11 protein-coding genes and 1 pseudogene are annotated in these 15,731 nt (G+C 52.2%); 7 read left to right on the forward strand and 5 right to left on the reverse strand.

What is annotated here, in order from left to right:
* Window positions 1-45: 45 nt before the first annotated feature.
* The 5 genes and pseudogenes from accC to acuI all read right to left on the reverse strand — a co-directional run bounded on the left by accC (window position 46) and on the right by acuI (window position 4,583).
* The gene (gene accC, locus ACU8XX_RS02345; RefSeq protein ID WP_000884639.1) at window positions 46-1,395 is read right to left on the reverse strand and encodes an acetyl-CoA carboxylase biotin carboxylase subunit; all 1,350 of its coding nucleotides are present in this window, start codon (window positions 1,393-1,395) and stop codon (window positions 46-48) included.
* 10 nt (window positions 1,396-1,405) lie between these two features.
* Window positions 1,406-1,876: an acetyl-CoA carboxylase biotin carboxyl carrier protein gene (accB, locus tag ACU8XX_RS02350; RefSeq protein WP_000354622.1), complete on the reverse strand. Its 471-nt coding sequence runs from the start codon at window positions 1,874-1,876 to the stop codon at window positions 1,406-1,408.
* 404 nt (window positions 1,877-2,280) lie between these two features.
* Window positions 2,281-2,583, reverse strand: a pseudogene (locus ACU8XX_RS02355) (sulfoxide reductase heme-binding subunit YedZ); the annotation flags it as partial.
* A gap of 158 nt (window positions 2,584-2,741) precedes the next feature.
* Entirely contained in the window at window positions 2,742-3,572 is an 831-nt protein-coding gene (locus tag ACU8XX_RS02360; protein WP_000838307.1) for a hypothetical protein, read from the reverse strand.
* Window positions 3,573-3,608: 36 nt separating this feature from the next.
* Window positions 3,609-4,583 carry an acrylyl-CoA reductase (NADPH) gene (acuI, locus tag ACU8XX_RS02365; RefSeq protein WP_001148480.1) on the reverse strand — a complete coding sequence of 325 codons (975 nt, stop codon included), beginning with the start codon at window positions 4,581-4,583 and terminating at the stop codon, window positions 3,609-3,611.
* A gap of 151 nt (window positions 4,584-4,734) precedes the next feature.
* Here acuI and csrD point away from each other — a divergent pair, with 151 nt between their 5' ends.
* From csrD to yhdP, 7 genes are all read left to right on the forward strand, one after another.
* Window positions 4,735-6,675 carry an RNase E specificity factor CsrD gene (csrD, locus tag ACU8XX_RS02370; protein WP_001241469.1) on the forward strand — a complete coding sequence of 647 codons (1,941 nt, stop codon included), beginning with the start codon at window positions 4,735-4,737 and terminating at the stop codon, window positions 6,673-6,675.
* 304 nt (window positions 6,676-6,979) lie between these two features.
* Window positions 6,980-8,023, forward strand: a complete 1,044-nt coding sequence (mreB, locus tag ACU8XX_RS02375) for a rod shape-determining protein MreB (protein ID WP_000913396.1) — start codon at window positions 6,980-6,982, stop codon at window positions 8,021-8,023.
* A gap of 65 nt (window positions 8,024-8,088) precedes the next feature.
* Window positions 8,089-9,192 (forward strand): rod shape-determining protein MreC, encoded by a 1,104-nt coding sequence (gene mreC, locus ACU8XX_RS02380; protein ID WP_000802511.1) that lies wholly within the window; start codon window positions 8,089-8,091, stop codon window positions 9,190-9,192.
* Entirely contained in the window at window positions 9,192-9,680 is a 489-nt protein-coding gene (gene mreD, locus ACU8XX_RS02385; RefSeq protein WP_000179409.1) for a rod shape-determining protein MreD, read from the forward strand. Before mreC ends, mreD begins: the two co-directional genes overlap by 1 nt.
* 8 nt (window positions 9,681-9,688) lie before the next feature.
* Entirely contained in the window at window positions 9,689-10,282 is a 594-nt protein-coding gene (yhdE, locus tag ACU8XX_RS02390) for a nucleoside triphosphate pyrophosphatase YhdE (protein ID WP_000203105.1), read from the forward strand.
* Complete coding sequence (rng, locus tag ACU8XX_RS02395) at window positions 10,272-11,741, forward strand: ribonuclease G (protein WP_000123197.1); 1,470 nt, start codon at window positions 10,272-10,274, stop codon at window positions 11,739-11,741. Before yhdE ends, rng begins: the two co-directional genes overlap by 11 nt.
* Before the next feature lie 67 nt (window positions 11,742-11,808).
* The gene (yhdP, locus tag ACU8XX_RS02400; protein WP_001253615.1) at window positions 11,809-15,609 is read left to right on the forward strand and encodes an AsmA2 domain-containing protein YhdP; all 3,801 of its coding nucleotides are present in this window, start codon (window positions 11,809-11,811) and stop codon (window positions 15,607-15,609) included.
* Window positions 15,610-15,731 lie beyond the last annotated feature (122 nt).

Below are 15,731 nucleotides of genomic sequence, written 5' to 3' on the forward strand. Positions count from 1 at the left end.
AATAAAAAAGGCCGGAAAATCCGGCCTTTTGACGCTTTAGCAGTCTTATTTTTCCTGAAGACCGAGTTTTTTCTCCAGATAGTGGATGTTAGTGCCACCATGCTGGAAGTTCTCGTCATTCATGATGCGGATCTGCAGATCAACGTTGGTTTTGATACCGTCGATGATCAGCTCCTGCAGCGCATTCTTCATGCGGGCAATCGCCACGTCACGGTTTTCACCGTAGCAAATCAGCTTACCGATCATTGAGTCATAGTACGGCGGTACGGTGTAGCCCGCGTAGATATGAGACTCCCAACGTACGCCAAAACCGCCAGGTGCGTGGAAACGGGTGATTTTGCCCGGACTTGGCAGGAAGGTGTTCGGATCTTCGGCGTTGATACGACATTCCACCGCATGGCCGCGAACGTGAACTTCTTCTTGCTTGATCGACAGCGGTTGACCGGCAGCGATACGCAGCTGTTCTTTGATCAGGTCAACGCCGGTGATCATTTCTGTAACCGGGTGTTCTACCTGAATACGGGTGTTCATTTCGATGAAATAGAACTCGCCGTTTTCGAACAGGAACTCGAAAGTACCTGCACCGCGATAGCCGATATCAACACACGCTTTAGCGCAACGTTCGCCGATGTAGCGACGCAGTTCCGGGGTAATGCCCGGTGCTGGCGCTTCTTCGACCACTTTCTGGTGGCGGCGTTGCATGGAGCAGTCACGTTCCGCCAGATAGATAGCGTTGCCCTGACCGTCAGCCAGTACCTGAATCTCGACGTGGCGAGGATTTTCCAGGTATTTCTCCATGTAAACCATATCGTTGCTGAAAGCAGCTTTCGCTTCCGCACGGGTCATGGAGATGGATTGTGCCAGTTCAGCGTCGCCGCGCACTACGCGCATACCGCGACCGCCGCCGCCGCCGGAGGCTTTGATAATCACCGGATAACCAATGCGTTTAGCAATGGCACGGTTTTTATCCATATCGTCGCCCAGCGGGCCGTCAGAACCCGGTACGCAAGGGACGCCCGCTTTTTTCATCGCCGCGATTGCGGATACTTTGTCGCCCATCAGGCGAATGGTTTCTGCTTTCGGGCCAATGAAGATAAAGCCGGAGCGTTCAACCTGCTCGGCAAAGTTGGCGTTCTCGGAGAGGAAGCCGTAACCCGGATGGATTGCTACTGCGCCGGTGATTTCAGCGGCGCTGATGATTGCCGGGATGTTCAGATAACTTTTTACTGACGGAGCAGGGCCAATACAGACCGTTTCATCTGCCAGTAATACGTGTTTTAGATCGCGATCCGCGCTGGAGTGCACAGCGACAGTCTTGATGCCCAGTTCTTTACAGGCACGAAGAATACGCAATGCAATCTCGCCGCGGTTGGCAATAACAATTTTATCCAGCATGTTCGCCTCGTTACTCGATGACGACCAGCGGCTCGTCAAATTCTACCGGTTGTCCACTTTCGACCAGAATTGCTTTCACGGTACCGGATTTGTCCGCTTCGATCTGGTTCATCATTTTCATGGCTTCAACGATGCACAGGGTATCGCCCACGTTGACTTTCTGACCCACTTCGATGAACGCTTTTGCGTCCGGGCTTGGGGTGCGGTAGAAAGTACCAACCATCGGGGAACGTACGATGTGACCACTGATTTCCGCTGCTGCTGGCGCTTCCATGGAAGGAACGGTCGCCGGAGCGGCTGCGTTAGATTGAGCTGGCTGCTGCATCATTGGTGCAGCGTAAGCTTGTTGCATCACAGGGAAACTTGCGGCAGGAGCTGCACGGCTAATGCGTACTGACTCTTCGCCTTCAGAAATTTCCAGTTCGGAGATGCCTGATTCTTCAACCAGCTCGATCAGTTTTTTAATCTTACGAATATCCATGAGTGGGTTCCGTACTCTTTGTTTAGTGTGATTGTGACAGGCGTTTCACCGCCGTCTGTAAAGCGTATGCCCCGACAGCTGTATGCATAGCGATAAATTCCAGCAGGCCGGGACGCCGGTCTATTTTGCCCCAGAGTGTCAATGTTAGACTTGACGGACATTGTGCAGCGATCTGCTGCTATCCTCCGGCAAAAAACAAAATATACCTTCGTTGCGCCAATGTCACCTTTTCCGCAGCGCAAAAACTGCGTCAGGGAGGACGAGGTCGCACATTATAACGATTTCGTAGCAATTGGCAGCTAAATACTGGTCTTATCAGGGAAGATAATCAACAGCTAACATGTAAATAACCTTCAACACCGTGTAATTTGCAACAAGCCGCACAATTCACGAAATTAGCGCCATCATCGACGGAACTTCTTATAACGTAAGGTGAAAAGCTGTAAAGCCAGCCCTGCGAAGATGAGGGGCTGCAATGAGATAATCTTCACAGACCACAAATAATGTAGGGATGCCAGGATCGCGACAAGATAGACGACATTACGCAGCGGTTGCTGGGGATTACCCAATTTTCACTGCATCGTCTGGATAGATGTGAATGCTAAAGCACGCAAAATTAACCGATTGACAATGCTCAGCATTAAATAGGTTCGAGTGATTAATTTTTAGTCAAACAAAATCAGATTATTCCCCCCATTTTGCAGAAGGTAAACTGTTTTGTCAGGCGGCAGTGCGGCTATCTGATGCTTTCAGAATTTGCCACCTGACAATAAAAAAGCCGATTTGGTAGCAAAATCGGCTTCGGTGAGTTTGCAGTTTTCATCACATACTCCGACAAGCTTTTTCAAGCATGACGGAGGTTGCGTTAATGCAAGGTTTCTACCCAGGGATAAAAGTGACCGTTACGGCGGATGAATATCTGTGTTGTCAGAGGATGGTCATCCTCACGGAAGCATTGTTCTGTTAACTGTCGTAATGCACTGAGATTTGCTGGCTGATCATTGTGGGTGAAAAACAGTTTTCCTCTGGAGGGAACGGTCACTAACAGGTCGCCGCATTCAGGATCGGGTGATTGCACCCAAAGATCGTCAATGAGCATCAGACTGGGCTCATAAGTACCCCCTGCGGAGATAACGGCAACTTTTCCATCGTTTGCGCCTGTATCAACGATTTCAGCCGTAACTTCCGGCAATATTTGCTTCAAATTACTGATGGCTTTTTCGCGGTCAATGGTCACTTCGTAGCGCATCAGATAGCGCATGGTTTCGCTACCATCTTCAGCAAACAAGATAATTAACTCATCGTTAAAGTCTTCCCAGGCAAAATCCAGCGAGGCGTTGAGGACCTCTGGATCAGACTCATACTGGCTAAGCTGTTGGCGAACGGTATCCAGCCAGGCTTTTTCTTTAATCACCGGAACAATACAGCGCCCGGTCGGCAGCATTTCTGCAAGCTGTTTCAGCATATCTGCAGCCACTTCTTGCAGCGGGTCTGGTGCGGCTTGATAACGTTTGTAGGCATCATCAAGGGTGATTTCCACCGTTTGGTGACCCGTATCAATGCGCATCAATTTATGGTCAGTCGAAATCATGACTTTCCAGTTTGGATGATGTTGTACAACTTCCTGACCAAGATGTTCGACGAAAGCTGTCCGGCTAACCGCTTTTCCCGTTAACCGATTGAATAATGATTTCAAAATGAGTTCCCTCTCTTATTATTCCTTGCTAAATGGTTAGTTAACCTTCACCAGCGTGCGACCCTGGATCTGGTTATTAATGATGGCCTCGGCAAACTTCGGTGCCTCTGCCAGAGATATCTCTTTTGCCGCCTGGGTATAGAATGATTCCGGTAAATCGGCGACCAGTCGCTGCCAGGCTTGTGCGCGGCGTTCTGGTGGCGTCATTACTGAATCCACCCCTTGCAAACGGACATTACGCAGAATAAATGGCATGACCGTGGTTGGCAGAGTAAAACCACCCGCCAGACCACAGGCCGCCACGCAGCCGCCGTAATTCATTTGCGCCAGCACTTTTGCCAGCACTTTGTCGCCAACGGTGTCAATTGCCCCAGCCCAGACTTGTTTTTCCAGAGGACGGGATTCGGCAAACTCATCACGAGGGAGAACACGGCTAGCACCTAAACTTTTCAGATATTCATGGGTACTTTCGCGACCGGAAACGGCAACGACCTGATAACCCAACTTATGCAGCAGCGCCACGGCGGTACTGCCGACGCCACCACTGGCACCCGTCACGACAATCTCCCCGTCCTGCGGGCGAACACCGGCATCTTCCAGCGCCATCACACACAGCATGGCGGTAAAACCGGCAGTACCGATAATCATTGCTTTACGCGCGTCCAGCCCTTGCGGCATGGCAACCAGCCAGTCACCTTTCACTCGCGCCTGCTCCGCCAGCCCACCCCAGTGGTTTTCACCAACGCCCCAGCCAGTGAGTAACACCTCCTGACCGGCATGAAAACGCGGATCTTCGCTGGTGCGTACAGTTCCGGCAAAATCGATCCCAGGAATCATCGGAAAATTACGGATGATTTTTCCCTTACCGGTAATCGCCAGCGCATCTTTATAGTTCAGGCTCGACCAGTGAACATCGACCGTGACATCGCCCTCCGGCAGGCGACTTTCGTCCAGAGTCTGTACTGATGCGAGAGTTTTGCCGTCCTGCTGTTCTAAAAGTAACGCCTGCATAAGTGGCCCTCATGTGCATGATGGATTGGAAAATAATTTCTGAAGACTATACTCGCTAATGGAAAAGCAAAGCCGATGAAGCGCAATAAATTGCGAGATAAATCTGATTTGCTAGTATGCCCGCTTCCTCACTATCGGAGTTAACACAAGGATGAGATTAACGACGAAATTTTCGGCCTTTGTTACGCTGCTCACCGGGTTAACAATTTTTGTGACTTTGCTGGGCTGTTCGCTAAGTTTCTACAACGCCATTCAGTATAAGTTTAGTCATCGCGTTCAGGCGGTGGCGACGGCGATTGATACCCACCTTGTGTCGAATGACTTCAGCGTATTAAGGCCACAAATTACCGAATTAATGATGTCGGCAGATATCGTTCGTGTAGACCTGCTCCATGGTGATAAACAGGTTTATACCCTGGCCAGAAATGGTAGTTATCGTCCAGTTGGCTCCAGCGATCTGTTTCGCGAACTGAGCGTTCCGTTGATAAAGCATCCGGGGATGTCGTTGCGTCTGGTTTATCAGGATCCGATGGGCAACTATTTCCATTCGTTGATGACCACCGCGCCGCTCACGGGGGCGATTGGCTTTATCATTGTTATGCTCTTCCTGGCGGTACGCTGGTTACAACGGCAACTTGCCGGGCAAGAATTGCTGGAAACCCGGGCTACTCGTATCTTAAACGGTGAGCGTGGCTCTAATGTGTTGGGAACCATCTATGAATGGCCGCCCAGAACCAGCAGTGCGCTGGATACGCTGCTTCGTGAAATTCAGAACGCACGCGAACAACACAGCCGTCTTGATACGCTGATCCGCTCTTATGCCGCCCAGGACGTGAAAACCGGCCTCAATAACCGACTCTTTTTCGATAATCAGTTAGCAACGTTACTGGAAGATCAGGAGAAAGTAGGTACCCACGGGATCGTGATGATGATTCGTCTGCCGGATTTCAATATGTTGAGCGATACCTGGGGGCACAGCCAGGTTGAAGAACAGTTCTTCACTCTGACGAATCTGCTGTCGACATTTATGATGCGCTACCCTGGCGCACTGCTGGCGCGTTACCACCGCAGTGATTTTGCTGCGCTGTTACCGCACCGGACGTTAAAAGAGGCAGAGAGCATCGCCGGTCAGTTAATCAAAGCCGTTGATACCTTGCCGAACAATAAAATGCTCGATCGCGACGATATGATCCACATTGGTATCTGCGCCTGGCGTAGTGGTCAGGATACCGAGCAGGTAATGGAACATGCAGAGTCTGCCACGCGTAATGCGGGATTGCAGGGCGGCAATAGCTGGGCTATTTACGATGACTCGTTGCCTGAAAAAGGACGCGGTAATGTTCGCTGGCGTACGCTTATCGAGCAAATGCTCAGTCGCGGCGGCCCGCGCCTTTATCAAAAACCGGCGGTTACTCGCGAAGGTCAGGTTCATCATCGCGAACTCATGTGCCGCATCTTCGATGGTAATGAAGAGGTTAGCTCGGCGGAGTATATGCCGATGGTCTTGCAGTTTGGCTTATCGGAAGAGTATGACCGTCTGCAAATCAGCCGTCTTATTCCACTATTGCGTTACTGGCCAGAGGAAAATCTGGCGATTCAGGTTACCGTTGAGTCGCTGATTCGCCCGCGTTTTCAGCGTTGGCTGCGCGATACGTTAATGCAATGTGAAAAATCACAACGAAAACGCATAATTATTGAACTTGCAGAGGCCGATGTAGGTCAACATATCAGTCGTTTACAACCTGTTATTCGTTTAGTGAATGCTTTAGGGGTACGGGTAGCCGTCAACCAGGCTGGTTTGACGCTGGTAAGTACCAGTTGGATCAAAGAACTTAATGTTGAGTTACTCAAGCTCCATCCGGGGCTGGTCAGAAACATTGAGAAGCGAACGGAGAACCAGCTGCTGGTTCAAAGCCTGGTGGAAGCCTGCTCCGGGACCAGCACCCAGGTTTACGCCACCGGCGTGCGTTCGCGAAGCGAGTGGCAGACCCTGATTCAGCGCGGTGTTACAGGCGGGCAAGGGGATTTTTTCGCGTCCTCACAGCCACTTGATACTAACGTGAAAAAATATTCACAAAGATACTCGGTTTAACCTGCCGTTTAATCCGTTTTCACGTAGAATAACGCGCGCTGCGTCTCATGGGAGTGTGCTTGTCTGCTCGCCAGATTGTTGCAGCACATATGCAGATGAATGACCTTACGCGGTTGCAAACAGGCGAGGAATGCTGCTGATGCATTAAGCCTTTCTGGACTCAGGCAGAGATTTGTAACAAAGGAAACGAACTGCACTAATTTTCACCGTAGCAGATGATTTTTGCGCCTTGTCGCTGCTGCGTGTGGTTGGTAAAGTAAGCGGATTTTCTTTTCCGCCCCAGCTTTCAGGATTATCCCTTAGTATGTTGAAAAAATTTCGTGGCATGTTTTCCAATGACTTGTCCATTGACCTGGGTACTGCGAATACCCTCATTTATGTAAAAGGACAAGGCATCGTATTGAATGAGCCTTCCGTGGTGGCCATTCGTCAGGATCGTGCCGGTTCACCGAAAAGCGTAGCTGCAGTAGGTCATGACGCGAAGCAGATGCTGGGCCGTACGCCGGGCAATATTGCTGCCATTCGCCCAATGAAAGACGGCGTTATCGCCGACTTCTTCGTGACTGAAAAAATGCTCCAGCACTTCATCAAACAAGTGCACAGCAACAGCTTTATGCGTCCAAGCCCGCGCGTTCTGGTTTGTGTGCCGGTTGGCGCGACCCAGGTTGAACGCCGCGCAATTCGTGAATCCGCGCAGGGCGCTGGTGCCCGTGAAGTCTTCCTGATTGAAGAACCGATGGCTGCCGCAATTGGTGCTGGCCTGCCGGTTTCTGAAGCGACCGGTTCTATGGTGGTTGATATCGGTGGTGGTACCACTGAAGTTGCTGTTATCTCCTTGAACGGTGTGGTTTACTCCTCTTCTGTGCGCATTGGTGGTGACCGTTTCGACGAAGCTATCATCAACTATGTGCGTCGTAATTACGGTTCTCTGATCGGTGAAGCCACCGCAGAACGTATCAAGCACGAAATCGGTTCGGCTTATCCGGGCGATGAAGTCCGTGAAATCGAAGTTCGTGGCCGTAACCTGGCAGAAGGTGTTCCACGCGGTTTTACCCTGAACTCCAATGAAATCCTCGAAGCACTGCAGGAACCGCTGACCGGTATTGTGAGCGCGGTAATGGTTGCACTGGAACAGTGCCCGCCGGAACTGGCTTCCGACATCTCCGAGCGCGGCATGGTGCTCACCGGTGGTGGCGCACTGCTGCGTAACCTTGACCGTTTGTTAATGGAAGAAACCGGCATTCCAGTCGTTGTTGCTGAAGACCCGCTGACCTGTGTGGCGCGCGGTGGCGGCAAAGCGCTGGAAATGATCGACATGCACGGCGGCGACCTGTTCAGCGAAGAGTAATCGGATGCAGGCAGGGGAAGTGTCTGTTTACCCTGCCTGGTCTGATACGAGAATACGCATAACTTATGAAGCCAATTTTTAGCCGTGGCCCGTCGCTACAGATTCGCCTTATTCTGGCGGTGCTGGTGGCGCTCGGCATTATTATTGCCGACAGCCGCCTGGGGACGTTCAGTCAAATCCGTACTTATATGGATACCGCCGTCAGTCCTTTCTACTTTGTTTCCAATGCTCCTCGTGAATTGCTGGATGGCGTATCGCAGACGCTGGCCTCGCGTGACCAATTAGAACTTGAAAACCGGGCGTTACGTCAGGAACTGTTGCTGAAAAACAGTGAACTGCTGATGCTTGGACAATACAAACAGGAGAACGCGCGTCTGCGCGAGCTGCTGGGTTCCCCGCTGCGTCAGGATGAGCAGAAAATGGTGACTCAGGTTATCTCCACGGTTAACGATCCTTATAGCGATCAAGTTGTTATCGATAAAGGTAGCGTTAATGGCGTTTATGAAGGCCAGCCGGTCATCAGCGACAAAGGTGTTGTTGGTCAGGTGGTGGCCGTCGCTAAACTGACCAGTCGCGTGCTGCTGATTTGTGATGCGACCCACGCGCTGCCAATCCAGGTGCTGCGCAACGATATCCGCGTAATTGCAGCCGGTAACGGTTGTACGGATGATTTGCAGCTTGAGCATCTGCCGGCGAATACGGATATTCGTGTTGGTGATGTGCTGGTGACTTCCGGTCTGGGCGGTCGTTTCCCGGAAGGCTATCCGGTCGCGGTTGTCTCTTCCGTAAAACTCGATACCCAGCGCGCTTATACTGTGATTCAGGCGCGTCCGACTGCAGGGCTGCAACGTTTGCGTTATCTGCTGCTGCTGTGGGGGGCAGATCGTAACGGCGCTAACCCGATGACGCCGGAAGAGGTGCATCGTGTTGCTAATGAACGTCTGATGCAGATGATGCCGCAGGTATTGCCTTCGCCAGACGCGATGGGGCCAAAGTTACCTGAACCGGCAACGGGGATCGCTCAGCCGACTCCGCAGCAACCGGCGACAGGAAATGCAGCTACTGCGCCTGCTGCGCCGACACAGCCTGCTGCTAATCGCTCTCCACAAAGGGCTACGCCGCCGCAAAGTGGTGCTCAACCGCCTGCGCGTGCGCCGGGAGGGCAATAGTGGCGAGCTATCGTAGCCAGGGACGCTGGGTAATCTGGCTCTCTTTCCTCATTGCGCTGTTGCTGCAAATCATGCCCTGGCCGGATAACCTGATTGTTTTCCGGCCAAACTGGGTGTTACTCATCTTGTTGTATTGGATCCTGGCCTTGCCTCATCGCGTAAATGTGGGCACAGGTTTTGTGATGGGTGCCATACTGGATCTGATCAGCGGCTCGACGCTTGGCGTACGCGTATTGGCGATGAGCATCATTGCTTACCTGGTGGCGCTGAAATACCAGCTTTTCCGCAACCTCGCATTATGGCAGCAGGCGCTGGTCGTCATGTTGCTTTCGCTGGTGGTGGATATTATTGTTTTCTGGGCAGAGTTTTTAGTGATTAACGTCTCTTTCAGACCGGAAGTGTTCTGGAGTAGTGTAGTCAATGGGGTGCTCTGGCCGTGGATTTTCTTGCTGATGCGCAAAGTCCGTCAGCAGTTTGCAGTGCAATAAAGGTTTCTATGACTTCTCTGTATTTAGCTTCCGGTTCTCCGCGTCGCCAGGAGTTACTTGCGCAACTTGGCGTGACCTTTGAACGTATTGTTACGGGCATTGAGGAGCAGCGTCAGCCGCAGGAGAGCGCGCAGCAGTATGTTGTGCGTCTGGCGCGCGAGAAAGCACGGGCAGGTGTCGCGCAAACGGCGAAGGATCTCCCGGTGCTGGGTGCGGATACTATCGTTATCCTGAACGGAGAAGTGCTGGAGAAACCGCGCGACGCAGAGCATGCGGCGCAGATGTTGCGCAAATTATCGGGTCAGACCCATCAGGTGATGACAGCAGTGGCGTTGGCCGACAGCCAGCACATTCTCGATTGCCTGGTGGTCACCGATGTGACTTTCAGAACGTTAACAGACGAAGACATCGCGGGCTATGTCGCCAGCGATGAACCGTTAGATAAAGCAGGTGCATACGGTATTCAGGGGCTGGGTGGCTGTTTTGTCAGGAAGATAAATGGCAGCTATCACGCCGTAGTCGGCTTACCGCTGGTTGAAACGTATGAATTATTAAGTAATTTTAACGCACTGCGTGAGAAAAGGGATAAACATGACGGCTGAATTGTTAGTAAACGTAACGCCTTCGGAAACGCGAGTGGCGTATATTGATGGCGGTATTCTGCAGGAAATTCATATTGAACGTGAGGCGCGACGCGGAATAGTAGGCAATATCTACAAGGGTCGTGTAAGTCGTGTACTTCCGGGTATGCAGGCGGCTTTTGTAGATATTGGGCTGGATAAAGCCGCGTTTCTTCATGCATCCGACATCATGCCGCACACCGAATGTGTGGCGGGTGAAGAACAAAAGCAATTCACGGTGCGCGACATCTCGGAACTGGTTCGTCAGGGGCAAGATCTGATGGTGCAGGTGGTGAAAGATCCGCTTGGCACTAAAGGTGCGCGCCTGACCACCGATATCACGCTCCCTTCTCGCTATCTGGTGTTTATGCCAGGGGCTTCTCACGTTGGGGTTTCCCAACGTATTGAAAGCGAATCAGAACGTGAACGCCTGAAAAAAGTGGTCGCAGAGTATTGCGACGAGCAGGGCGGGTTTATCATCCGTACCGCAGCGGAAGGGGTTGGCGAGGCTGAACTGGCCTCCGATGCCGCTTATCTGAAACGCGTCTGGACCAAAGTTATGGAGCGTAAAAAACGCCCGCAGACCCGTTATCAGCTGTACGGCGAACTGGCGCTGGCGCAGCGTGTTCTGCGTGATTTCGCCGATGCCGAACTGGACCGCATTCGCGTTGACTCACGCCTGACTTACGAAGCGTTACTTGAGTTCACCTCGGAGTACATTCCCGAGATGACAAGCAAGCTGGAGCATTACACAGGACGCCAGCCGATTTTCGATCTCTTTGATGTCGAAAACGAAATCCAGCGAGCGCTGGAACGCAAAGTAGAACTGAAATCCGGTGGTTATCTCATTATCGACCAGACCGAAGCGATGACCACCGTGGACATCAATACCGGAGCGTTTGTCGGTCATCGCAATCTGGACGACACCATTTTCAATACCAATATTGAAGCGACGCAGGCTATCGCTCGCCAGTTACGGTTGCGTAATCTGGGCGGGATTATCATTATTGATTTCATCGATATGAATAATGAAGATCACCGCCGCCGAGTGCTGCACTCGCTGGAGCAGGCGTTGAGCAAAGACCGGGTGAAAACCAGCGTTAATGGTTTTTCGGCGCTGGGGCTGGTGGAGATGACGCGTAAACGCACCCGCGAAAGCATTGAGCACGTACTGTGTAACGAATGCCCAACCTGCCACGGTCGCGGAACGGTGAAAACCGTGGAAACGGTATGCTATGAAATCATGCGCGAGATTGTTCGTGTCCACCATGCTTACGACTCCGACCGTTTCCTGGTCTATGCTTCTCCGGCAGTAGCTGAAGCCTTGAAAGGCGAAGAGTCACACTCGCTGGCGGAAGTGGAAATTTTCGTTGGCAAACAGGTTAAAGTACAAATTGAACCGCTCTATAACCAGGAGCAGTTTGACGTCGTAATGATGTAAACAGATGCTGGGCCGCCATCCGGCAAAGGGTTTTTGAGTCACATTTTTAGCAGACAAGGAGTGACGGGTGAGGCGATTGCCGGGGATTTTACTGCTTACTGGAGCCGCGCTCGTTGTGATCGCTGCCCTGCTGGTTAGCGGCCTGCGTATTGCTTTACCGCATCTTGACGCCTGGCGTCCGGAAATCCTCAACAAAATAGAATCCGCGACTGGCATGCCGGTAGAAGCCAGTCAGCTCTCAGCCAGCTGGCAGAATTTTGGCCCGACGCTTGAAGCACACGACATCCGTGCAGAACTAAAAGATGGCGGCGAATTTTCGGTTAAACGCGTTACTCTGGCGCTGGATGTCTGGCAGAGCCTGTTACATATGCGCTGGCAGTTTCGCGACCTCACTTTCTGGCAGCTGCGCTTTCGCACCAACACTCCTATCACCAGCGGTGGTAGTGATGACAGTCTGGAAGCCAGTCACATCAGCGATCTGTTTCTTCGTCAATTTGACCATTTCGATCTTCGCGACAGTGAAGTCAGTTTCCTGACGCCATCCGGTCAGCGCGCCGAGCTGGCGATCCCACAACTCACCTGGCTGAACGATCCACGTCGACACCGTGCGGAAGGCCTGGTAAGCCTCTCCAGCCTTACCGGACAGCACGGCGTGATGCAGGTGCGCATGGATTTGCGCGATGATGAGGGGTTGTTAAGCAATGGTCGCGTCTGGCTCCAGGCGGATGACATCGACCTGAAGCCGTGGCTCGGTAAATGGATGCAGGACAATATTGCGCTGGAAACGGCACAGTTCTCCCTTGAAGGCTGGATGACGATCGACAAAGGCGATGTAACCGGCGGTGACGTCTGGCTGAAACAGGGCGGTGCCAGCTGGTTGGGCGAGAAGCAAACGCATACGCTGTCGGTGGATAATCTGACCGCGCATATTACGCGTGAAAATCCGGGCTGGCAGTTCTCTATTCCCGATACACGGATCACGATGGACGGCAAACCCTGGCCGAGCGGAGCATTGACGCTGGCCTGGATACCGGAACAGGACGTTGGCGGCAAAGACAATAAACGCAGTGACGAACTCCGGATTCGCGCCAGTAATCTGGAGCTGGCAGGCCTGGAGGGCATACGCCCGCTGGCCGCGAAACTTTCACCTGCACTGGGTGATGTTTGGCGCTCCACACAACCGAGCGGCAAGATTAACACTCTGGCGCTGGATATCCCGCTTCAGGCGGCAGACAAGACCCGTTTTCAGGCATCGTGGAGCGATCTGGCCTGGAAGCAATGGAAATTATTACCGGGTGCGGAACACTTCTCCGGGACGCTTTCCGGCAGCGTTGAAAATGGTTTGCTTACCGCGTCGATGAAGCAGGCAAAGATGCCTTACGAAACGGTATTCCGTGCGCCACTAGAAATCGCCGACGGCCAGGCAACTATAAGCTGGCTGAACAATAACAAAGGTTTCCAGCTGGATGGGCGTAATATTGACGTTAAAGCCAAAGCCGTCCATGCGCGCGGCGGTTTTCGTTACCTGCAACCTGCTAACGATGAACCCTGGCTGGGTATTCTGGCTGGCATCAGTACCGATGATGGTTCACAAGCCTGGCGCTATTTCCCGGAAAACTTGATGGGTAAAGACCTGGTTGATTACTTAAGTGGCGCGATTCAGGGCGGTGAAGCGGATAACGCGACGCTGGTTTATGGTGGCAATCCGCAACTCTTCCCCTATAAACACAACGAAGGTCAGTTTGAAGTGCTGGTGCCGCTGCGCAACGCGAAGTTTGCCTTCCAGCCGGACTGGCCTGCATTAACTAACCTTGATATTGAACTGGACTTTATTAACGACGGTTTATGGATGAAAACCGATGGCGTTAATCTGGGCGGCGTGCGCGCGAGTAATCTTACCGCAGTGATCCCTGACTACTCAAAAGAAAAACTGCTGATTGACGCTGACATTAAAGGTCCGGGTAAAGCCGTTGGCCCTTACTTTGATGAGACACCGCTGAAAGATTCTCTGGGTGCGACCCTGCAAGAACTCCAGCTCGACGGCGATGTGAATGCTCGCTTACATCTTGATATCCCGCTGAACGGCGAGCTGGTAACCGCGAAAGGTGAAGTGACGCTGCGTAATAACAGTCTGTTTATCAAACCACTCGCCAGCACCCTGAAAAATTTGAGCGGTAAATTCAGCTTTATCAATGGCGATCTGCAAAGTGAACCACTGACAGCAAGCTGGTTTAATCAGCCGTTGAACGTGGATTTTTCCACCAAAGAAGGGGCAAAAGCCTACCAGGTAGCGGTAAACCTCAACGGTAACTGGCAACCGGCGAAAACCGGCGTTCTGCCTGCAGCGGTGAACGAAGCATTGAGTGGCAGCGTGGCGTGGGATGGTAAAGTGGGCATTGTTCTGCCTTATCATGCTGGCGCGACGTATAACGTAGAGCTAAACGGCGATTTGAAGAATGTGAGCAGTCACTTACCTTCACCGTTAGCCAAACCTGCGGGTGAACCACTGCCGGTAAACGTTAAGGTTGATGGCAATCTCAACAGCTTTGATTTAACCGGACAGGCTGGTGCGGATAACCATTTCAATAGCCGCTGGTTGCTCGGTCAAAAGCTGACGCTCGACCGTGCTATTTGGGCGGCAGACAGTAAAACGCTCCCGCCGTTGCCGGAACAAAGTGGTGTTGAACTCAATATGCCGCCGATGAATGGTGCCGAGTGGCTGGCCCTGTTTCAGAAAGGTGCGGCGGAGAGTGTCGGTGGTGCAGCGAGTTTCCCACAACACATAACGTTACGTACGCCTATGTTGTCGCTGGGAAATCAGCAATGGAATAACCTGAGTATTGTTTCGCAACCGACGGCAAATGGCACCCAGGTTGAGGCGCAAGGGCGTGAAATCAACGCCACGCTGGCGATGCGTAATAACGCGCCGTGGCTGGCGAATATCAAATATCTTTATTACAACCCGAGCGTGGCGAAAACTCGTGGTGATTCAACGCCGTCATCACCTTTCCCGACAACGGAGCGCATTAACTTCCGTGGCTGGCCGGACGCACAAATACGATGCGCAGAGTGCTGGTTCTGGGGGCAAAAATTCGGTCGTATTGACAGTGATCTCACCATTTCTGGCGATACATTAACGCTGACCAATGGACTGATTGATACTGGTTTCTCGCGGCTTACTGCCGATGGTGAATGGGTTAATAATCCGGGGAATGAACGTACCTCGCTGAAAGGAAAACTGCGCGGGCAGAAAATTGATGCCGCCGCAGAATTTTTTGGTGTCACGACGCCCATACGGCAGTCGTCATTTAATGTGGATTACGATTTACACTGGCGTAAAGCACCGTGGCAGCCAGATGAGGCGACGTTGAATGGCATCATTCATACTCAACTGGGTAAAGGCGAAATTACCGAAATCAATACCGGACATGCCGGGCAATTGCTGCGCTTATTGAGCGTAGATGCCCTGATGCGTAAGCTGCGTTTTGATTTCAGAGACACTTTTGGCGAAGGGTTCTATTTTGACTCCATTCGCAGCACCGCGTGGATTAAAGACGGCGTTATGCACACCGACGACACGCTGGTGGATGGCCTGGAGGCGGATATCGCCATGAAAGGGTCGGTAAATCTGGTACGTCGCGACCTGAATATGGAAGCGGTTGTCGCACCAGAGATTTCTGCGACGGTGGGCGTGGCTGCGGCTTTTGCGGTTAACCCCATTGTTGGCGCGGCAGTGTTTGCCGCCAGTAAAGTGCTGGGGCCGCTGTGGAGCAAAGTCTCCATTTTGCGCTATCACATTTCGGGTCCGCTGGACGATCCGCAAATCAACGAAGTGTTGCGCCAACCGCGTAAAGAAAAAGCGCAATGATTTGACGAGGGCGCGTAATTGCCCCAATCTCATAGGATAATCGTTGCCAAAGGCCAACGAGCCAGAACATAACCGTAGGTCGGATAGGGCGTTCACGCCGCATCCGGCAGCCGTTGCCTGAT

Source organism: Escherichia sp. MAL-1 (assembly GCF_052948035.1).

Coding starts and splice junctions, on each gene's coding strand:
- yhdE (WP_000203105.1), top strand. CDS start 9,689: ATGACTTCTCTGTATTTAGCTTCCGGTTCTCCGCGTCGCCAGGAGTTA.
- accC (WP_000884639.1), bottom strand. CDS start 1,395: ATGCTGGATAAAATTGTTATTGCCAACCGCGGCGAGATTGCATTGCGT.
- mreB (WP_000913396.1), top strand. CDS start 6,980: ATGTTGAAAAAATTTCGTGGCATGTTTTCCAATGACTTGTCCATTGAC.
- rng (WP_000123197.1), top strand. CDS start 10,272: ATGACGGCTGAATTGTTAGTAAACGTAACGCCTTCGGAAACGCGAGTG.
- acuI (WP_001148480.1), bottom strand. CDS start 4,583: ATGCAGGCGTTACTTTTAGAACAGCAGGACGGCAAAACTCTCGCATCA.
- csrD (WP_001241469.1), top strand. CDS start 4,735: ATGAGATTAACGACGAAATTTTCGGCCTTTGTTACGCTGCTCACCGGG.
- mreC (WP_000802511.1), top strand. CDS start 8,089: ATGAAGCCAATTTTTAGCCGTGGCCCGTCGCTACAGATTCGCCTTATT.
- accB (WP_000354622.1), bottom strand. CDS start 1,876: ATGGATATTCGTAAGATTAAAAAACTGATCGAGCTGGTTGAAGAATCA.